This is a genomic window from Flavobacterium frigidarium DSM 17623, from assembly GCF_000425505.1.
In the GTDB taxonomy this organism is placed as follows: domain Bacteria; phylum Bacteroidota; class Bacteroidia; order Flavobacteriales; family Flavobacteriaceae; genus Flavobacterium; species Flavobacterium frigidarium.
The window spans coordinates 113,762-134,933 of sequence record NZ_AUDO01000011.1 but is presented as its reverse complement, the minus strand read 5'-3'; the positions used below and the strand labels follow the sequence as shown (position 1 = coordinate 134,933).

Here is a 21,172-nt window from a genome sequence, read left to right as displayed (position 1 = left end):
TTAACTATAACACTTGTCTTCAAATACATTACCATCTTCGTCAAGAGCAACTAAAATGCGCTTTTCCTTAGATGAAAGAAAGCTTTTGTAAATCCAAGGAATAGATCCTAATCCCAGAGTTACACATGATATCACAAAATAAATATTGTGATTGACCTTCCTCTTCTTAGACAACACAGCAAAAGGTAACTTATCGTTCCTTTCTTCAATTACAAAACCTTTACTAAGTTTATCCCTTAGGATTTGAGAGAATTTCTTTGAATTCTCATCATTCGTAATTAACTGACTATTCATAATAATTGTATGGTTTAGTTTCAACATCGAACTAAAAATCTAGACAACAGTGAAGCACAAAATTAAGTCCTTAATTAATCACATGCAATACCCACTTTTAGTGATATTTTAATTAATTACTAGTTATTTTAAGCCTTTTTGATAGATTTTTGACAAATATATTCATTATCCCCTCCTTAAATGTTATGATTTATTTAAGGAGTGTTATAAAATTATCATCAAATACAATTGTTTAAAGTTTGTAAGGTGTGGCTAATTGCAAATAAAAAGCTTTAAGATCTTAATTTAAATTTAAGCAGCATCTTATCTATGATATCGTTTATTTCTTTAGATATCACTAATTTGTAATTAACATATAGGTAAACCACTGTTAAGATGATCGATTTTAAGGCGATTCCAATTAAAGGATACAATGGAAATTCCCAAAAGTAGAATGCTAAAAATAACACTGCAGTCACAACTAGTGAGGTAACTGTTTCTTTAGTAAAAGGATACAAATGCATGCGCTTCACTACAAATAAAAGTTTAGCTAAGCTGTATAATGTTATCGATAGAAGTGTTGCAAAAGCACAACCCATAATACCATAAAGAGGTATAAAAATTCTATTTAAAACTATTGTTATCAGCACTAAAAATAGCCCTAAAAACAAGACCGTTCGGTAATATTTTGAGTTAAAAATGATTGCATTGTTATTTCCTAAAATTAGATCAAAGTACTTTGAAAGTCCGATCATAAAAACCACTATAATACCGCCACTATATTCCTTAGGAACGATCTCATACAATTGACTGATATTTACAAAGATGCAAAGCATTACAAAACCACCTACAATTTGTAAATTGATAGAGGTCTTCTTATACAACGCATTCAATTCCTCATACTTATTTTCATGCATTAATTTGGCCGTAATAGGATAGACAATTTGATGCATTGCACGGCTAGGAACAGATATTACTAAGGCTATATACGTCGCTACAGAATAATAAGCGATATTCTCAATCACTAGATATTGATTCAACATTAATTTATCGCCGTCTAGCAATAAATTAGCGACACTACCTGATAGAATGATGTAAAAGGTATACTCTAAAATATCTTTAACATTAGTAGGAATATAAAACTGAAAATTTGGTCTCTTAATTTTAAAAGCATACAACATCGTGACAATCAGTGCTAAGAAGTATATACCTGATGTAACATACACAAAATCAACTATAGATATCCAATTAAAATAGACACCAATGATAGCGAAAAGAGAAAAGAGTCTTAATCCAACTTCCTTAATAAAATTCCCAAATACAGAATGCATGTGCACTCTTGCCCAAGCATAAAATATTTCGAAATATGCCATGCACAGTCCAGTAAAAGGGATTAACCATATAAACGTTTGAACAACAGGATTCTTTTTTGATACAAAATAAACAAGATCATCAAAGAAAAATAATCCAATAATTCCTATAGGAATACACAATAGAAAAGGAAATAAAACCGTAAAAGATAAAAACCGCCCTCGTTCCTCTTCTGTTTTACATTGGCTATAAAACTTCACTAAGGTGTTTTGCATTCCAATGGCAAAAAGCGGCATAATTACATTAGCAGCTGATAAAATGTAATTTGTTACAGCATAATAGGTCGCACCTAAAAAAACAGGATATAAATAAAGTGTGTTTATAGCACCAATACCAAAACCCAAATAGGTAATGACAGTATTTTTTAAGGATTGATTTAAAACTATTCCCATAAGTGGATATTATCTAGTAAGGCACTGCCCGTAAATTATTTATTAAGAAGTTGCACTAATTGCTTTGTGAGGTTTTCTCTTGAATATTGCTGTAACCCTACTCCGTTTGCCTTTAGTTCACCTACTACATATTGATTATAATACTTTATAATCACTTGTTTTAGTTTTTCTTTTTCAGCATATTCAAAGAATACTCCAGAGTTTGTTTCAGTAATTATCTCAGCAAAATCGGAGTTTTTAGGTCCAATAGCAATTATAGGTCTGCCTGATACCATATACTCGAATAATTTACCCGGAATAATACTTCTCGTATCTTCAGAATCTATTTCGATCAATAGTAACACTTGCGACTTTTTTTGATGCGCAATAGCTTCGGAATGGGAAACATATCCTAAGTTATTCAGATAAGAATCTAATACGTACTCATTAATTGAAGTCAGTACTTCCTGACTAATAGCTCCTATTAGTTTGATCTCTAAATCGGCTTTAAAGGATGGAATTTCGATTAATAATTCTTGAAGTGCAGTCCATAAAATTTGCGGATTTCTTTCTGACAAAAACGAACCAATATGCGCTAAAGTAAATTTAGTATCTAGTTGCTGCGCAGGAATCAAAGCGGTATCGTAACCATTTGTAATTACTGTTATAGGCTTATCAGTAATGGCTTGAAATTCTGTTTTAGTAGTTTTACTTGTAACAATAATTTCATCTGCAGTTTGCATCACTTCCTTTTCCAATTTTTTGTGCTTTGCAGCAGCGTATTTTGATAAACGCAACGATTTGTGATACCCTATCGTAGTCCAAGGATCCCGAAAATCAGCAAACCACTTTACATCTAAGCGCTTTTTTAAATTCAAACCTATTAGGTGCAAACTGTGTGGCGGTCCTGAAGTAATAATGGTGTCAATATTATTTTCAACAATGTATTTTTCTAAATGACTTACAGAGGGTTTGACCCAAAAAACGCGTGCATCAGGAATAAACAAATTTCCTCTAATCCATAAAAATATTTTATCTAATGCCGATTGCTTTTTAGTATTAGGAATAATCCCCGAACTTATTTTTTTTGTTTTATTTTTCGAAAAAAAAGAAGCCAATTGGTACGGCTCAAAAATCTTGTTTCTTAGAATTACCGCACTGCTTGAAACCTCTTTTAAAAGATCATTATCGATAATGGGGTAAGTAGGATTATCAGGTATATAAACTATAGGCTGTATACCATACTTAGGCAGGTATTTTACAAATTTTAACCAACGCTGAACTCCTGGTCCTCCAGCAGGTGGCCAATAATAGGTAATTATTAAAACTTTCTTGTGTTCCGGTTCCAATTAGAGATTGATTAAATTTATACTGCAAAAGCTACGATAACAAAACAGCAATTTTAAAAAATTGTTGCTTGCCTAGATTTCTTTCCCTTTTCTTTCAAAGTAAATTCCTCCTATTAAAAGTAACAGCATTAAAACAGCACTTATCAATGTAATTGTACTTCCTGTTTTTACAACTTCTGGCTCAAATTTAAACTCGATAGTATGATCACCAGCAGGAACCATCATCGCTCTTAGCACATAGTCCACAGGAAAATGATCCGTTTTTACTCCATCAACGTAGGCATTCCAACCTTTTTCATAATAAATTTCAGAGAAAACAGCCAAGCCTTCATTTTTAGACTTCGAGCTATATTTTAAATAGTTTGGCTTATACACTTCTAGAGCAATTGTACCACTATCATCAAGATTGCGTTTCAAGCGTGCATTATTAAATTTTTCACCGTAGAGATTAATATTAAAAATAGCCGCATGTTTAGTGTCGAAGCCTTCTAACAATTTCATTTCGTCATTAGCTTTATTAACCAACTTAACGTCTCTTACAAACCATGCGTTACCATTAGCATCAGGATTGATAGCTGGAAAGTCTTTACCTTCTTTATCCTGCTGAATGACGTACTTAACGTTTAACATGTTAAGTATTTCAAGATTGTTTTTTGCTAATTGGTAATCAAATAGTTGCTGTACTCTTCTAGGTCTAACAGCACTATAACCACCTATCGATTTGTGAAAATAAGAGGTACGCGCACCCATCAAATCCTGAACTTCAAATACTCTAAAAATTCCTGGGTCTTTTGCTATTTCTTGATCAGCAAGCGTTTCCTGAAACGGAACTTCTACTTGACGACTAGAAACGAAATCTTTTGTAGATACATATTTCTTGTCCACAAAAAATAAGTCAGACACCATAAATAATCCCACTAATACTATCGCTGTAGTATGTGCTAATCTATTTTTTATATACAACCATAAAACTCCCGCAGTGACTATAATAAAGAAACCTGAACGAAGTAAATCGGCATTAAAAAGACTCTTTCTATCGCTCTTTAAAGCATCAACAAATTGCGGACCGTAACTTTCTAAGTAATATCCATCGTTTGCCCCTGCAAAACTAAACATGCCTTTACTTAAAAACAAAATTACAATCGTACCAAAACTTATTGCAGCAGCTTGCCACAATGGTTTAAAATGTTGCTCTTCATCTAATTTAAAAAAGGACTGAAGTCCCATTATTGCTAGTACAGGAAAGCACAATTCTAATATCACTTGTATTGAAGAAACTGCTCTAAACTTATCATACATTGGGATAAAGTCAATAAAGAAATCAGTTAAAACAGGAAAGTTTTTACCCCACGATAGTAGCAATGACGCAACAGCTCCCGAAAGGAAAACATATTTAATTTTGCGATCGTCAACAAACAACGCTAAAATTGCAAGAAAAAAAACAACTACCCCTATGTAAGCAGGAGCGGCAACAATAGGTTGGTCTCCCCAATATGTTGGCATGCCTGAAACAAAATCAGCAGCCTGAGCATCAGGAACGCCGTTCCCAATCATCATTTCATACATCTCACTATCCTTACCAACATTTTCACTATTTGATCCCCCAAAAATTCTGGGTGAAATCAAATTAAAACTCTCCACTACCCCGTAACTATACTCTGTAATGTAATCCCTGGTCATTGCACTACTTGTTGTATTTGCTGATCCATCAGGATTGTATGTAAGTTCGCTCTTTGATCGAATACTAAAACCAGCATATTCAGCAGTAGCCATTAAATTAGTAGCGTTTGCTCCTACCGCTAAAATACCTGCAATAGCAAGAAAACCAAAAGATTTTAAAAGTGGTCGAAATGCTTTGTCTTTAACATCTTTATAGATAAAATAAGCGGCTAGAATTAAAAGAAAAAGCAATAAATAATACGTCATCTGGAAATGATTCGCATTAATTTCTAAAGCTGCGGCAAACATAGTTAACAATCCCCCTACAATAAAGCGACGTTGAAAAACTAGTATTACTCCCGCGATAACTAGAGGCATGTAGGCGATTGCGTGCGCCTTAGCGTTGTGACCTACACCTAGAATAATAATTAAATAGGTTGAAAAACCAAAGGCCAATGCGCCAATAAAAGCTTTTAAAGGATCTACCTTTAAAACTAGTAACAAGCCATAAAAACCTAAAAAATATAAAAACAAATAATCAGCAGGACGTGGTAAAAAACGCAAAGCATCGTCGATTGCACCTATGTAATCATGAGGATATTTTGCCCCCAGCTGATACGTAGGCATCCCTCCAAACGAACTATTGGTCCAGTATGGCTCTACATGATCTGAAGCTCTAAAATCATTTTGCTCCTTAGCCATTCCAGTATATTGTACAATATCTGATTGAAAAATTTGTTTTCCTTGTAGTACGGGATAAAAATAAAAAAGAGAAACAATTACAAAGCCTAAAATGGCAATGGCGTGAGGGTATAATTTAGTAATAACTTTCAATGTAGCGCTTATTTAAGAGTATATATTTGATAACTTCGGCAAACTTAATCTATTTCTTCGTAATCCACATAATCACCCACTTTTTTGGTCTCATGAAATTGTTTTGAAACTGGTGGTTTATAAAAAACTTCTTGTTCAGATTGTGTGCTATTCCAAGATTGATCGCGCGATTGCTGGTGTTGCTGCTTGAAATTATTCTCTGCCTTTTGTACTACCTTTTTTAATAAGAGCGGCAAGAATAATTTAGCCAAAAACTTAAAGATATAGTAGAAAGCTATTATAATTAATAGGGTTCGTATAAAACCTCCAAAAGAAGCAGTTTGCATAATTATTTTTTTTACAAAAATAATAAAACCAACCCGAAACTTAAGGACAAAAGTGAACTATCCTTCTTAAATAAATAATAAATTATAGTACATTTGAAATGCATTATTACTTTTAACATCAAATAGCTATGTCAAATATCAAATCAGCATTGTATACTACGCTTTTAATGGTGCCCACCCTATTTTTTGCTCAACATACTGATATTATTAATTCTAATAGACCTGGTGAGAGTATGTCTGCTTATGCTATAGGGAAAAAAGTAATTCAAGCCGAAGTAGGTACCTATGCCGTGAAACAACATCATGCTTTACTAGATTATGATAAAACAGGTGTTGGCTTAGACGCAACCTTACGCTGGGGAGTACTTACAGAGCGACTAGAAGTTATTGCAGATATTCAATATCAGTACGAAAAATACAATGCCCGATTTATCGAAAAAACAAATTCTGCGTTGCGCCAAACAGTTCTTGGAGCAAAATATTTACTATTTGATCCTTATAAAAATAGCGCAGACAGAATCAATTTGTACAGTTGGAAAGCCAATCACAGTTTCAACTGGGAGCAATTTATACCAGCAGTGAGTGTTTTTGCAGGAGCAAATATCGTAGGTAAAGACAATCCTTATTATTATACAGCAAGCGCTGAAATTTCGCCCAAATTAATGCTGATCACTCAAAATCATTTCGGAGATGGCAGTTGGGTATTTGTAACAAACATCATCGCAGATTACGTTGCTACTGACGATCCTAGCTACGGCTACATTATCACCTTGACCAAAGCTTTTAATCGAGAATGGTCTGGTTTTGTAGAAAATCAAGGATTTAAGAGCGATTTTTATAGCGATGCAATTGTAAGGGGAGGTGCTGCTTATTTATTAAGTGATGATATTCAAATAGATGCTTCGATAAGCTCAAGTTTAAAAGACACTCCTTCTATTTTATACGGTGGTGTTGGAATTTCTTGGCGATATGACGCAAAACATAAAGATGTCAAATTATTTAAACCTACCGATTTAAAATAAAATTTAAAAATACTATAAGAGTCGGTGCATGAAATATGTCAGTACTCACAACTTTAAAAATAACATGATTACAGTAAAAGAAGTAAAAACTAAAAAGGAATTAACTACTTATATTAAATTCCCTTTCTCTTTATATAAAAACAATGACTATTGGGTACCACCCATCATTGCCGATGAATTAGAATCATTCGATAAAACTAAAAATCCCGCATTTGAAAATGCCGAGGCTTATTTTTACTTGGCTTATAGAAATGACGAAATTGTAGGTAGGATTACCGCTATAATCAATTGGAGTGAAGTAAATGATCAACAAAAAAAGAAAGTACGTTTTGGATGGTTTGATGTCATAGATGATATTGAAGTTACTAAAGCCCTACTTGAAAAGGTATATGATTTAGGCCGTAAAAACAATTTGGAGCACGTAGAAGGCCCTATGGGATTTTCTAACTTAGATAAAGTAGGTGTTTTAACTGAAGGATTTGACGAATTAGGAACCATGATTACTTGGTACAATCACCCATATTATGCGCAACATTTTGAACAACTAGGTTTTGAAACCGAGAAAGAATACATTGAAAGTAAATTTCCGTTTAAAAATGTAAAATTAGAGTACTTTGATAAAGCACAGGAAATAATAAAAAAAAGGTATCAATTAAAACCGTTGAATTTTAAAAAGACTAAAGATGTAATGCCTTATGTCGATAAAATGTTTGATTTATTCAATGCGTCTTATGCAAGTCTGTCTTCCTTTGTACCTATAACTGATATACAAAAAGAATATTTTAAGAAAAAATACATTAGTTTTATCAACCCTGAATACATCAAATTTGTAGAGGATAAAGACCAAAACCTAGTTGCTTTTGCGATTGTTATGCCTAGTTTTTCAAAAGCACTTCAAAAAGCAAATGGTAAATTATTTCCTTTTGGATTTTATCATTTATTAAATGCTCGAAATAACAGTAAAGATGTTTGTTTCTATTTGATAGGCGTGCATCCTGATTATCAAAGTAAAGGTGCTCACGCAATTATCTTCAAAGAGTACCATACAACTTTTACTGAAAAAGGCATCGAAAATTGTATACGAACACCAGAATTAGCAGATAATCATGCCATTCATGCCATCTGGAAAAATTTCGATCCCAAAATTATCTGTAAGAGAAAAACTTTTAAATTGGATTTATAAGCATCCAAAAAAGCACCAGTACAAGGAGTTGTATTGGTGCTTTTTTTGAGTTATTCACAGTCTGTTTTCGACAATAGCATGCTATTATCAAACTGAAGTTCTTTATGATTTTTAAAAGTTACTTTCCCTCTATTATTATCTACTATTTCTCCGTACCCTTCAAGGTACGCATCGCCTTTTTTCAAAAATACTAATTCTCGCGAACTCGTTTTCCCTTCAGAGATGAAAGTATAATTAGCAATCAAACTATCGCCCTTAATTATACCTTTAAAGGTGCCCCCATTGCGGTCCTTCTCATAGAATTTATATTGCAGTGTCCCAGAAATTTGCTGCTTATTTGCAATTTTCAAGTGTAAAAAAACAGTATCTTTTTGACTATAAACGGCATAACACTCTTCGATAATTTCTACATTATCACCTCTTTGAATATCTATTGGCTTTTCATTTTCAATATCTTTTTTGCATGCGCTTAAACTAACTAAAACAGTTAGTAGACCAATCATTTGTCTTTTCATTTTACTTCATTTTATTTTAAAGATAAGCAAAATAGCTATTTCAGTATAAAAAAAAACCGCTCATCTAGGATGAACGGTTTTCAATCTCATTATAATAGTACAATTCTAAGCATCTAAGTCTACCTTAGTTCTAGCTGCAATTTCTTTATATGTTCCATTTACTAACTTCTCACGAATTGCCTCAAACGCAACAAGAGTTTCATCAATATCTGATAATGAATGTGAAGCCGTAGGGATCATTCTTAACAATATAATACCTTTAGGAATCACCGGATAAATTACAATTGAAAGGAAAACTCCGTAGTTTTCTCTCAAATCATTCACCATAACCATAGCCTCAGGAACACTTCCTTCAAGATATACTGGTGTAATACAAGTATTTGTATCTCCAATATTAAAGTTTCTTGAACGCAATCCTGTTTGTAATGCATTTACGTTCTCCCATAATTTATCTTTCAATTCAGGATGATTACGCAACAATTCTAGCCGCTTTAACGAACCTATTGTTTGGATCATTGGCAACGCCTTTGCAAACATTTGCGAACGTAGATTATATTTTAAATAATCAATGATTTCTTTATCAGCAGCTACAAACGCACCAATGTTAGCCATTGACTTTGCAAACGTTGAAAAATAAACATCAATATCTTCTTGAACACCTTGCTCCTCACCAGCTCCAGCTCCAGTTTTACCTAAAGTACCAAAACCGTGTGCATCATCAACTAATAAACGAAAGTTATATTTTTGCTTCATAGCAACAATTTCTTTCAATTTACCTTGCTGTCCTCTCATCCCAAAAACTCCTTCGGTAATAAATAAGATACCTCCACCAGTAGTTTCAGCTATTTTTGTGGCACGTTGCAGATTCTTTTCCATACTTTCCAAGTCATTATGCTTGTAAGTAAAACGCTTACCACTATGTAAACGAACACCATCAATGATACAGGCATGCGCATCTACATCATAAACAATAACATCATTTCTAGTAACCAAAGCATCAATTGTTGACATAATTCCTTGGTAACCAAAATTCAATAAGTAAGCTGATTCTTTCATTACAAAAGCAGCTAATTCTTGTTCTAATTGTTCATGGTATTTTGTATGACCACTCATCATTCTGGCTCCCATAGGATATGCTGCACCAAATTGAATTGCTGCATCAGTATCCGCTTGTCTCACCTCTGGGTGATTCGCTAAACCTAAATAGTCATTTAGACTCCAGTTCAAAATGTTTTTCCCACCAAACTGCATTCTAGGTCCTAATTCACCCTCTAACTTTGGAAAAACAAAATACCCTTCTGCTTGCGAAGCCCATTTTCCTAATGGTCCTTTATTGTTTTGAATTCTTTCGAATAAATCCTTTACCATAATATATTTAAGTAATAATTTTAATTTTAAGAAGTTGCAAAAATAATTATTTATATTTTATAAAAGTCTTGAAATTAAATTTATTTTTTTGTAGCTATTCCTGCTATCCACTATATCTTTTACTTTTTAAAGAAAAAAGTAAAAGGATGCCGTTACTATCAGGGCTAAAGCACATTTTTACTTTAAACTTTGTATCTTTGAAAAATCACGAAATGCAATCACTTATATGTCACAAAATACAAGAGAACTTAAATTAGCCGTCTTAATTGATGCAGACAATGTCCCTTACAGCAATGTAAAAGGTATGATGGAGGAAATTACAAAATATGGTACTCCAACGACAAAACGCATCTATGCCGATTGGACCCGTCCTAATGCAAACGGCTGGAAAGGTGTTTTATTAGAGCATGCCATTACTCCTATCCAACAATATAGTTACACTACCGGAAAAAACTCTTCCGATTCAGCACTAATTATTGACGCTATGGATTTATTGTATTCTGGTAAGTTAGATGGTTTTTGTATCGTATCTAGTGATAGCGATTTTACGCGCCTTGCAATAAGATTACGTGAATCAGGAATGAAAGTGATTGGAATTGGGGAACAAAAAACGCCAAAACCTTTCATTAGCGCATGTGATCGTTTTGTTTTTATCGAAGTTTTAGATGGTGCCATCAAGAAAAATGCTCCTAAAAGAAACAACACTACTGAAGCGAAAAAGGTCGTTGAGAAAAACACAGAAAAAACTCCAGAAAAAAATGTTAGAAAGCCATTGAATAAAATTGACGAACCCACAATTGATTTGATTGAGGATTCTATTGACGACATTGCAGACGACAGCGGATGGGCATTTCTTGGTGATGTAGGAAATTTGATTGTGAAGAAAAAACCAGAATTCGATCCTAGAAACTACGGTTTTGCAAAATTAACTCCTATGCTAAAATCATTGACAGACATCTTAGAAATTGACGAAAGAGACTCTGATAAAAAAGGAATTAAACACGTTTACGTACGTTTAAGATTTAATTAATTCACTAAATCTGAAATCATTTGGAATAGCGTTTCTTTTTGAATTGGTTTAGAAATATAGTTATTCATTCCTATTGTTGCTATGTGCGCTTTTGTTGTTTCCATGACATCTGCTGTAACAGCAATAATAGGAATGTTTGCGTTTTCGGCCCCTGCAAGTCCGTCACGTATTGCTTGTGTGGCCTCATAACCATCCATCACTGGCATTTGTAAGTCCATTAATATAATGTCAATCTTATTATTCATCACTGCCTCTAATCCCTCTTGACCGTTGTTTGCGTAAATTACTGAAGTATTCAACCATTTTTTAGCAATCATTTTAATCACCATTTGGTTAATAGAATTATCTTCAACCACCAAAATGGTTTTTCCGTAAAGATCATAAACTACCGGTTGATCAATTGATTTCACGCCTTCCTCTTGAGGCACAACATCATAATCCAATACAACAGTACATGTCGTTCCTTTCCCTAATTTACTATCGATTTCTATTGATCCGTTTTGCATGTCTACTAATTTTTTTACAATATAAAGCCCCAATCCTAAGCCGTTAAAATTCCTCTTATTATCACTATTATTTTGAGTAAAAGAATCAAAGATGCTTTCTCTCTTTAAGTCTGATATCCCTATTCCTGTATCTGCTATTTTTACAATCAGTTTAGCGCGCTCTTTACTCAACATAATGACAGTTACCTTAAATGTAACACTTCCCTCATTTGTAAACTTAATCGCATTATTTAAAATATTATTAATGATTTGATTTAGCCTCATCTCATCACCCAAAATTTGCAACGGCAACTCCTCTGGCCTTTCAAATACAAAGTTCAAGTGCTTGTCTTTTGCTCGTAGAGCAATTATTTTAGCCAGTTTTTCAAATACTAGAGCCGGATTAAATTTGACGGTATCGATGTGCAATTCCTTCTTTTCTATTTTCGAAAAGTCCAAAATATCGTTCACAGAGTTAAGTAAACTACTAGAAGAATACTTAATAACTTCGCAATTTTTCTTGATCCCTTCGTCATTAATATCATTGCTTATAGAGTCAATTAAGTTCATAATAGCATTTAACGGCGTACGCAACTCATGACTAATATTCGATAAAAAATATGATTTTAAACTATTCATTTCCTCTGCACGTACTAGTGCCAACTGGTTTAAACTATTTTTCTCATCCTTTAAATTTTTAATCAAACTTGAAGTTGCTAGAGACAAAAAGACGACTTCTAATGTAGTCCCTAATTTAGTACCATTTGCTGCTAAAAATGAACTTGGAATAACTCCAACGTTATTAAGTATAAAAAGCGTAAACCCTACTACCAAACAGCAAATACCAATGGTGAAAAACAGATTCACTTTTGCTCCCTTTAGATACAGATTAATAACTGCAGCAGCCACCAATAACAAGCATAATAAAGCAACCACATTTATTGCTATATAGCAAAATGTTAATAGTGATGGAACAAAAAACACCATTAGTAGTATCGCTAGCAATACAACATAACTAAGAATAAATAATTTATAAAAAATGGGACTATTAGACTTTAATTTTAAAAACATCTCACTATACTTACCTGACAGGAAAGTTCCAAGAATTGCAAAAATCAGTACTGCATGGTCTGAAAACCACCCTCCTGAAGGTGTTATATATCTAAACCAGAAGCCATCAAGCGAAAATTGAAGTAATCCTACAAATAGAACATATAAAGTGTAGTATAGAAATATGTTTTCGCTTAAAGCGAGAAAGAAAAAGAAATAGATGATTGCAGTCACGGCAAGCAAGCCATAAAACGCACCATACAGTAATTGTTCGAACGAAATCATATTGATATACCCTTCAGCACTATACAACATCACCGGACTAACAAGTACCTCTCCATCACTTTTAAGATGAAAATAAATTGTATAAGAATGTTTTGATTTTAAGTTGATGTTAAAAATAGACTTTCTACTTATAAAACTGCGATGGGTAAAAGGAATAGCATCTCCGCTTTGCTGCTTTACTACGGCATTAGTCGCATCATCGATCAAATAAAGTTCGACAACATCAGTAATAGGCCGCGCCATCTCTAAAAAGTATTGCAAATCTGTTGTAGTGGTGTTTGCAATGTTTATTCGCCCCCAAAAATGATTAGCAGTAAAACCTAAATCATAATTTTGAACTTTTATCAATTGAGGCTCTTTGTTGTCAAAACTAGCAATCACTTGTTTTAGACTAAGCTCCCTTTCTCCATAGTCAACTATAGCAGTGTAACGATGTAAGGAGATTTTACTAGGTAAAGAGTCATTTTTTAGAATATATTGTGAGTAGGAATTAGTTACAAATAATAACATCACTACCTTTATTAAAAATTCAATTTTGCTTTGTAATTTTATAATCATGTGTTATCTTTCTGATAATTCTGGGGTTTATCAAAGTAAAAATAGCTTTTTAAATCCTAGCTTTTACATGCAATAGCACATATTAACAAATAGATTATTCAGACAAAACGTTTAACACTAATTTAAAACTCTTATAATGAGAAACAAATTTTTTGCAGTTGGTGGCCTTGCACTAATTTTTGCCCTTTGTATCAACTTCTTTTTCCATACCGCTTACTTTTTGACTATCATATTAATAGTTTTGTTAGCTGTAGGTTTCATCAATACAACGCAACATAAACATGCTATTTTACGCAACTTTCCCGTTCTAGGTTATTTTAGATATTTGTTCGAAATGATCGCTCCCGAAATTCAACAATATTTTATCGAGCGCAGCACTGATGGCAAACCATTTTCAAGAAACGAACGTTCGTTAGTATATCAAAGAGCCAAAAACATAGAGTCTACTACCCCGTTTGGAACACAATTAAATATTAATACCTCTAACTACGAAGGAGTAAAACACTCTATTTTCCCAGCTGCTGTAAATGAGGATTTACCTAGAGTATTTGTAGGTGGACCAGATTGCAAGCAACCATATGCCGCATCGTTACTCAACATATCCGCGATGAGTTTTGGTTCCTTAAGCGAAAATGCGGTCATGGCACTAAATAAAGGAGCAAAAAAAGGTGGCTTTTACCACAATACCGGAGAAGGAGGTTTGACGCAGTTTCATTTACAGGGAGGTGACGTCACTTGGCAAATAGGTACAGGTTATTTTGGTTGCCGTACAAGTGACGGTAATTTTGACCCAGAAAAATTTGCTGAAAAAACAAAACATCCCGAAGTAAAAATGATCGAAATAAAATTGTCACAGGGAGCAAAACCAGGGCATGGAGGAGTATTACCAGCAAGTAAAAACACTGTAGAAATTGCAAAAATAAGAGGTGTCGAACCGCACACCACTATTTTGTCTCCACCAAGCCATTCGGCTTTCTCTGATGCCAAGGGACTGATTGCATTTATAGCACAATTGCGTTCATTATCAAACGGAAAACCAATTGGTTTCAAACTATGTATAGGTCAAACAATTGAATTCGAATTGATTTGTCAAGAGATGGTGGTTCAAAATTGCTTTCCTGATTTTATTACAGTCGATGGTGCCGAAGGAGGAACTGGTGCAGCACCTCTAGAGTTTGCAGACGGTGTAGGTATGCCATTTGAACCCGCGCTAATATTTGTAAACAAAACATTGATTAATTTAGGAATTAGAGACCATATTAAAATAATTTCAAGTGGAAAAATAATATCAGGTTACTCTATTTTACGCGCAGTTGCGATGGGAGCCGACATTTGTAACAGCGCTAGAGGATTCATGTTTTCTCTAGGTTGTATCCAGGCATTACGTTGTAACAATAACAGCTGCCCTACCGGAGTCGCTACACAGGATAAAATGTTAATGAAAGGATTAGTAGTTACTGACAAATCAGAACGTGTATATCATTATCATAAAAATACCTTACATTCAGCAAACGAACTCTTAGCCGCAGCAGGTAAAACTAAATTTAGTGAAGTAGATAGTAGCATCTTCATGCGTGGAGACGAATTTACAAATTTATCAGATTTATATTTTCCAGATAATTTGACTAATATCTCTCGATTTTAATAAACAAATATTAATACTTAAGATTAAACCAATGATCAAAATCGTTTTTGCCTCTAACAACAAAAATAAAATAGCTGAAATTCAGCAATTACTACCATCAACTATTAGCATATTAAGTCTTGAAGAAATCGGATGTTTTGAAGAAATTCCTGAAACTGCAGATACAATTGAAGGAAATGCAATTTTAAAGGCGAATTATGTAAAAGAAAAGTTTGGCTTAGATTGCTTCGCTGATGATACAGGCTTAGAAATAGTAGCTTTGAATGGCGAACCAGGAGTATATTCAGCACGATATGCTGGCGAGCAAAAAGATGCTAATGAGAATATGAACAAGGTATTGCACAATTTACAGTCTCATAAAAATAGAGCTGCTCAGTTTAAAACAGTGATTACTTTAAACTACAAAGGACAACAAAAGTCGTTTACCGGAATTGTTAAGGGCGCTATAACAGAAGAAAAGTCAGGAGACAAAGGCTTTGGCTACGACCCAATTTTCAAACCAACAGGCTATGAAGAAACTTTTGCAGAATTAAGTGCAGAAACTAAAAATAAAATCAGCCATCGCGGACTAGCAACGCAACAATTAATTTCGTTTCTAAACGACCTCTAATAAATCGTTTAAATACACTAAAATCTATTTAAATTTTTTAGATAATTCAATATATTATCGTATAAAATTCGGGATATAAAATTAATATTCGCATCACAAAACGATAACTTTCTGATAATCAAAGAGTCTTAAATTATTAAAACTTAAAATAGCATTAGTTTATCTCAATAATTTAGACTAATTTTGCACCCTATTTTAAAAATACATATGAATAAATTTGAACAATTAGGATTGAGTGAATCGTTACTGAAAGCGATTTTAGATCTAGGATTTGAAAATCCGAGCGAAGTACAGGAGAAAGCGATTCCCCTATTATTGGAAAAAGATACAGATATGGTTGCGTTGGCTCAAACAGGGACAGGGAAAACGGCAGCTTTTGGTTTTCCAGTTATCCAAAAAATTGATGCCAACAACAGAAATACTCAGGCATTGATTTTATCTCCAACGCGTGAGTTGTGTTTGCAGATTACTAACGAACTTAAAAACTACTCTAAATACGAAAAAGGTATTAATGTGGTAGCAGTTTACGGCGGGGCTAGCATTACAGAACAAGCAAGAGACATTAAAAGAGGAGCACAAATTATTGTTGCAACTCCTGGTAGAATGCAAGACATGATCAATAGAGGTTTAGTAAATATTACTGGAATCAACTATTGTATCCTTGACGAAGCAGATGAAATGTTAAACATGGGATTCTATGAAGACATTGTAAACATTTTATCAACTACTCCAGACGACAAAAATACATGGTTGTTTTCTGCAACAATGCCTGCTGAAGTAGCACGTATTGGAAAACAATTCATGACAGACCCTGTAGAAGTTACTGTAGGTGCTAAGAACTCAGGTTCATCAACAGTATCTCATGAATTTTACTTAGTAAATGCTCGTGATCGTTACGAAGCTTTGAAACGTTTAGCTGATGCTAATCCAGACATTTTCTCAGTAGTTTTTTGTAGAACAAAACGTGACACACAAGCTGTTGCCGAAAAATTAGTTGAAGATGGATATAGCGCTGCTGCATTACACGGAGATTTATCTCAAGCACAACGTGATGGAGTTATGAAATCTTTTAGAGGTCGCCAAATCCAAATGCTTGTAGCTACTGATGTTGCTGCACGTGGAATTGACGTTGATAATATTACTCACGTAGTAAACTACCAATTACCTGACGAAATAGAAACTTACAATCACCGTTCTGGCCGTACTGGTCGTGCTGGTAGATTAGGTACTTCTATCGTAATTGTAACTAAAAGTGAATTGCGTAAGATTTCTTCTATCGAAAGAATCATCAAGCAAAAATTCGAAGAAAAAACAATCCCATCTGGAATTGAAATCTGCGAAATCCAATTATTACACTTAGCTAATAAAATTAAAGATACAGAAGTTGATCACGAAATTGACAACTACTTACCTGCTATTACAAACGTTCTTGAAGACTTAACAAAAGACGAGTTAATTAAGAAAATTGTATCAGTAGAATTCAACCGTTTTATTGCTTACTATAAGAAAAACAGAGATATTTCTTCTCAATCTGGTGACAGACGCGAGAGAGATAGCGCACCAAGAGAAGGTGGAAACACTGGTGGTGGTGGAGCTACTAGATACTTTGTAAACATTGGATCTAGAGACAACTTTGACTGGATGTCATTAAAAGACTATTTGAAAGAAACATTAGACTTAGGTCGTGATGACGTTTTCAAAGTAGATGTAAAAGAAGGATTCTCTTTCTTTAACACTGACCCTGAGCACACTGACAAAGTGATGGAAGTATTGAACAACGTACAATTAGAAGGACGTCGTATCAATGTTGAAATTTCTAAAAATGACGGTGGCGGAAGACGTGATCACAACGGAAGAAGTTCTGGTGGTGGTTTCGGCGGAGGTAGATCTGGTGGAGGAAGAAGAGAAGGAAGCTTTGCTCCAAGACGTGAAGGTTCTGGTGGTGGATTTAAATCTGACAGAAACGCTGCTCCAAGAGAAGGCGGTTTCAGAAGTGATAGAAACTCTGCTCCAAGAGAAGGTGGATTTGGAGGAAGAAATTCTGCACCAAGAGGTGAAGGTTCTTCTGATAGAGCTCCAAGACGTTCTGAAAGCTTTGGTGATTCACCAAGACCAAGAAGACCAAGAAGAGATTAACCTAGTTTGTTAATTTTCTTGTAATTATATAAAGAAACTGCAAAATATTTAATCCTGATTTACTACTTTTAAAGTTTTAAATCAGTATATGAAATATTTTGCAGTTTTCTTGTTTTTAACACTTTCCGTAGTTAGTAATGCGCAGTCTACAACCGCTTCTGAAAAGATTACGGGATACATTTACAACGACTACGACAAAATGCCACTGAATAATGTAAATATTATAAACATTAATAAAGTTAGAGGTGCAAGAACTGATGCTAGTGGTTATTTCGAAATTGATGTTCAACCTACAGATACCCTACACCTTTCCCTTTTAGGTTTCCAATCCTTGAGAGTAAAAGTGACTAATGACTGGATAAAAAACAAAGTAGCCAAAATTTATCTTACTGAAAAAGCCATTGCTCTAGAAGAAGTGGTCATTAAGCCTTTCAATCTAACTGGTTATCTTGAAGTCGATTCTAAGACGATTCCAGTACAAGAAAATTATAGATACAGCATATCAGGACTAACGCATGGATATGAAGCTGGAGGTTACTCCCCTGATGCTTTTGGACGTGTTTTAGGCTCGATATTCAATCCTGCAGACATGCTTTATAATTTTTTTGGTAAAAATGGAAGAGATTTGAAAAAATTAAAAGAGATGAAAAAGGACGACACAGTACGTAACCTTTTAGAATCTAAATTTGATCGAGAGACTATTGCCGTATTACTAGGAATCGATAAAAAGGAAATCGCTGAAATCTTGCAACGCTGTAGCTATTCAGAATCTTTTATACAAACCGCAAATGACCTACAAATAATGGATGCTATAAGCGGCTGTTATGAAGAATACAAAATATTGAAGAAAAGATAATTAGTTTATAAGCTATATAATCCTATTTTAAAATCATCCTTGTTGTGCTTTCAGAGTACGGCAAGGATTTTTTATTTTGAAAAAGTAACAATACATCAGAATATTAGCTACATTTACTTGCAAGCAATTGCCTAATTATTTAAAATACCTACCATGGCAAAAAGTCAAGATGCTAAAAAAACAGCAAAAAAAGAACCGTTAAAAACGGCTAAGGAAAAAAAAGACGAGAAAAGAGAGAAGAAAAATGCTCCTAAAAGAGACTAAGTTCAAATCTAAAATTAAGAATATAGTGTTCAGCTTCAAGAGAAACTGAACACTATTCTTATTTATAGCAGTTATATAAATTTTATTTAACTGGAATGTTAGCTAAAATTTCCACTAAAAACTTCCAGAATTTTTGAGATGATGAAATACTCGCTCTCTCATCTGGTGAATGCGCTCCATGAATTGTTGGTCCGAATGAAATCATATCCATATCTGGATAATTAGTCCCTAATATTCCACATTCTAATCCTGCATGACAAGCTACAACTCGTGGTTTTTCTCCAGTTTGTTTCTCGTAAATAGGAACCAAAACATCCATAATTTCAGATTCTGAATTAGGAGTCCATCCTGGATAAGACCCTGACAACTCTACTTCACATCCCATTAATTCAAATGCAGAACGTAAACTGTTGGCTAAATCAAATTTTGCAGTTTCAACAGACGAACGTGTTAAACACTGCACTGATAGATTTCCACTACCTAAACCTACTTTAGCAATATTATTTGAAGTTTCAACCAAATCATCAAAATCAGCACTCATGCTGTAAACACCATTATGTGCAGCATACATTGCTCTAACAAAATAGAATTGCGCAATTGAAGGCATCACATTAGCAGGAGCGGTATCTAATTTTTCAAAAACAACCTCTAAATTTGGCTCAGTTGTTTTTAATTCAGTTTTTACCTCGTTGACTACTTGTTGCATATCATAAACAAAGGCTTCGTCATAAACCTCAGCAATAATTACTGTAGCCACACTTTCTCTTGGAATTGCGTTACGCAAACTTCCACCTTGAATTTTAGAAATTTGCAAACCAAAATTATCAAAACCATCAAACAACAGGCGGTTCATAATTTTATTAGCGTTCCCTAAACCTTTGTGAATATCCATTCCTGAATGTCCACCTTTTAAACCTTTTACAGTAATTTTATATCCAACAGATCCTTCTGGAGTAGCTTCTTCGTCATATTCAGCAGTAGCTGTCACATCAATACCTCCTGCACAACCAATGTCTATTTCGTCATCTTCTTCGGTGTCTAAATTCAATAAAATATCTCCTTGTAAAATACCGCCTTTCAAATTCAAGGCGCCCGTCATACCAGTTTCTTCATCAATAGTAAACAACGCTTCGATAGCAGGGTGAGGAATATCTTTACTCTCAAGTACCGCCATAATTGCAGCAACACCTAAGCCGTTATCAGCACCAAGAGTCGTTCCTCTAGCACGTACCCAGTCAGCGTCAACATACATGTCGATTCCTTGTGTATCAAAATCAAAAACAGTGTCTCCATTTTTTTGATGCACCATATCTAAATGCCCTTGCATCACAATTGCTTTGCGGTCTTCCATTCCGGGAGTTGCTGGCTTACGAATAATCACATTTCGAATATCATCTTCAAATGTTTCTAAACCTAAGCTTTCGCCAAAGTCCTTCATGAATGCAATTACTCTATCTTCTTTCTTTGAAGGTCTTGGTACCGCATTTAAATCGGCAAACTTATTCCAAAGTACTTTTGGTTCTAAATTTCTTATTTCTTGACTCATTTATGATTATTTGATGTTTAACAATTTTAAAACTCAAAGTTACAAAGTTTAAATTCGATTTCCTGACTATAACGCAATTTATAAACTCGAAAACTCAGCATTTTTGAACATTTTTCAAATAGCTTACAATTTTTATATTCGAAAATAAATGCCTTTTAAATAATGACTTTCTATATTAAAAGCGTTAAAAATTTTATTGCTTCAAATATTGGATTACTTGCATGACTAAAACATTCGTTATAGCGAGCCTCCTTCGAGTACAAGCGGGTAGTAATATCACTATGCGAAACTAATTTGTGTTACAATCCTAAGCACAGATAGCAATAACAACTTATGAAGACTCAAACCAACATTATAATATCACAGAAAAATTAAGATTTTTTGGCAAAAAAAATTTAGAAATAAGGATAAAAAAAACATATCAAATTTTTAAATC

General features: G+C 33.9%; 16 protein-coding genes. 7 read left to right on the top strand and 9 right to left on the bottom strand.

Translation table 11 applies throughout. The features are described from left to right. The 5 genes from H603_RS0108670 to H603_RS0108650 form a co-directional block, all read right to left on the bottom strand. A complete protein-coding gene (locus H603_RS0108670; protein ID WP_026708215.1) occupies positions 1-294 on the bottom strand; it encodes a hypothetical protein in 294 nt (97 codons plus the stop codon). Positions 295-566: 272 nt separating this feature from the next. Continuing rightward, complete coding sequence (locus H603_RS0108665) at positions 567-2,036, bottom strand: oligosaccharide flippase family protein (RefSeq protein ID WP_026708214.1); 1,470 nt, start codon at positions 2,034-2,036, stop codon at positions 567-569. Positions 2,037-2,071: 35 nt separating this feature from the next. Further along, complete coding sequence (locus tag H603_RS0108660; RefSeq protein ID WP_026708213.1) at positions 2,072-3,364, bottom strand: glycosyltransferase family 4 protein; 1,293 nt, start codon at positions 3,362-3,364, stop codon at positions 2,072-2,074. 72 nt (positions 3,365-3,436) lie between these two features. Beyond that, positions 3,437-5,857 carry a YfhO family protein gene (locus tag H603_RS0108655; protein WP_026708212.1) on the bottom strand — a complete coding sequence of 807 codons (2,421 nt, stop codon included), beginning with the start codon at positions 5,855-5,857 and terminating at the stop codon, positions 3,437-3,439. Between the two features lie 44 nt (positions 5,858-5,901). Beyond that, positions 5,902-6,183, bottom strand: coding sequence for a DUF4834 family protein (locus H603_RS0108650; RefSeq protein WP_026708211.1), 282 nt, complete (start codon positions 6,181-6,183; stop codon positions 5,902-5,904). Positions 6,184-6,311: 128 nt separating this feature from the next. Here H603_RS0108650 and H603_RS16655 point away from each other — a divergent pair, with 128 nt between their 5' ends. Then, positions 6,312-7,205: a transporter gene (locus H603_RS16655; protein WP_084157732.1), complete on the top strand. Its 894-nt coding sequence runs from the start codon at positions 6,312-6,314 to the stop codon at positions 7,203-7,205. Between the two features lie 64 nt (positions 7,206-7,269). After that, positions 7,270-8,388, top strand: coding sequence for a hypothetical protein (locus H603_RS0108640; RefSeq protein ID WP_026708210.1), 1,119 nt, complete (start codon positions 7,270-7,272; stop codon positions 8,386-8,388). 50 nt (positions 8,389-8,438) lie between these two features. Here H603_RS0108640 and H603_RS0108635 read toward each other — a convergent pair whose 3' ends face one another. Next, positions 8,439-8,903: a putative periplasmic lipoprotein gene (locus H603_RS0108635; RefSeq protein ID WP_035675733.1), complete on the bottom strand. Its 465-nt coding sequence runs from the start codon at positions 8,901-8,903 to the stop codon at positions 8,439-8,441. A gap of 105 nt (positions 8,904-9,008) precedes the next feature. Further along, positions 9,009-10,271 (bottom strand): aminotransferase class I/II-fold pyridoxal phosphate-dependent enzyme, encoded by a 1,263-nt coding sequence (locus H603_RS0108630; protein WP_026708208.1) that lies wholly within the window; start codon positions 10,269-10,271, stop codon positions 9,009-9,011. Between the two features lie 226 nt (positions 10,272-10,497). On the opposite strand from H603_RS0108630, the gene H603_RS0108625 reads away from it, so the two are divergent. Continuing rightward, complete coding sequence (locus H603_RS0108625) at positions 10,498-11,301, top strand: NYN domain-containing protein (RefSeq protein ID WP_026708207.1); 804 nt, start codon at positions 10,498-10,500, stop codon at positions 11,299-11,301. Here the strand turns inward: H603_RS0108625 and H603_RS0108620 are convergent. Further along, a complete protein-coding gene (locus H603_RS0108620) occupies positions 11,298-13,679 on the bottom strand; it encodes a hybrid sensor histidine kinase/response regulator (protein WP_051219248.1) in 2,382 nt (793 codons plus the stop codon). The genes H603_RS0108625 and H603_RS0108620 overlap by 4 nt on opposite strands. A 136-nt stretch (positions 13,680-13,815) precedes the next feature. Here H603_RS0108620 and H603_RS0108615 point away from each other — a divergent pair, with 136 nt between their 5' ends. The 4 genes from H603_RS0108615 to H603_RS0108600 all read left to right on the top strand — a co-directional run bounded on the left by H603_RS0108615 (position 13,816) and on the right by H603_RS0108600 (position 18,926). Then, on the top strand, positions 13,816-15,324 hold the full coding sequence (locus tag H603_RS0108615; protein WP_026708205.1) for an FMN-binding glutamate synthase family protein: 1,509 nt from the start codon (positions 13,816-13,818) through the stop codon (positions 15,322-15,324). 34 nt (positions 15,325-15,358) lie between these two features. Further along, positions 15,359-15,934, top strand: a complete 576-nt coding sequence (locus tag H603_RS0108610; protein ID WP_026708204.1) for a non-canonical purine NTP diphosphatase — start codon at positions 15,359-15,361, stop codon at positions 15,932-15,934. A 207-nt stretch (positions 15,935-16,141) separates the two neighbouring features. Beyond that, positions 16,142-18,070 (top strand): DEAD/DEAH box helicase, encoded by a 1,929-nt coding sequence (locus H603_RS0108605; protein WP_026708203.1) that lies wholly within the window; start codon positions 16,142-16,144, stop codon positions 18,068-18,070. Positions 18,071-18,158: 88 nt separating this feature from the next. Next, on the top strand, positions 18,159-18,926 hold the full coding sequence (locus H603_RS0108600; RefSeq protein WP_026708202.1) for a carboxypeptidase-like regulatory domain-containing protein: 768 nt from the start codon (positions 18,159-18,161) through the stop codon (positions 18,924-18,926). 346 nt (positions 18,927-19,272) lie between these two features. Here H603_RS0108600 and H603_RS0108590 read toward each other — a convergent pair whose 3' ends face one another. Then, positions 19,273-20,736: an aminoacyl-histidine dipeptidase gene (locus H603_RS0108590; RefSeq protein WP_026708201.1), complete on the bottom strand. Its 1,464-nt coding sequence runs from the start codon at positions 20,734-20,736 to the stop codon at positions 19,273-19,275. Positions 20,737-21,172: the final 436 nt, after the last annotated feature.

Coding starts and splice junctions, on each gene's coding strand:
- H603_RS0108650 (WP_026708211.1), bottom strand. CDS start 6,183: ATGCAAACTGCTTCTTTTGGAGGTTTTATACGAACCCTATTAATTATA.
- H603_RS0108600 (WP_026708202.1), top strand. CDS start 18,159: ATGAAATATTTTGCAGTTTTCTTGTTTTTAACACTTTCCGTAGTTAGT.
- H603_RS0108620 (WP_051219248.1), bottom strand. CDS start 13,679: ATGATTATAAAATTACAAAGCAAAATTGAATTTTTAATAAAGGTAGTG.
- H603_RS0108665 (WP_026708214.1), bottom strand. CDS start 2,036: ATGGGAATAGTTTTAAATCAATCCTTAAAAAATACTGTCATTACCTAT.
- H603_RS0108605 (WP_026708203.1), top strand. CDS start 16,142: ATGAATAAATTTGAACAATTAGGATTGAGTGAATCGTTACTGAAAGCG.
- H603_RS0108630 (WP_026708208.1), bottom strand. CDS start 10,271: ATGGTAAAGGATTTATTCGAAAGAATTCAAAACAATAAAGGACCATTA.
- H603_RS0108625 (WP_026708207.1), top strand. CDS start 10,498: ATGTCACAAAATACAAGAGAACTTAAATTAGCCGTCTTAATTGATGCA.
- H603_RS0108640 (WP_026708210.1), top strand. CDS start 7,270: ATGATTACAGTAAAAGAAGTAAAAACTAAAAAGGAATTAACTACTTAT.
- H603_RS0108635 (WP_035675733.1), bottom strand. CDS start 8,903: ATGAAAAGACAAATGATTGGTCTACTAACTGTTTTAGTTAGTTTAAGC.
- H603_RS16655 (WP_084157732.1), top strand. CDS start 6,312: ATGTCAAATATCAAATCAGCATTGTATACTACGCTTTTAATGGTGCCC.
- H603_RS0108670 (WP_026708215.1), bottom strand. CDS start 294: ATGAATAGTCAGTTAATTACGAATGATGAGAATTCAAAGAAATTCTCT.
- H603_RS0108615 (WP_026708205.1), top strand. CDS start 13,816: ATGAGAAACAAATTTTTTGCAGTTGGTGGCCTTGCACTAATTTTTGCC.
- H603_RS0108590 (WP_026708201.1), bottom strand. CDS start 20,736: ATGAGTCAAGAAATAAGAAATTTAGAACCAAAAGTACTTTGGAATAAG.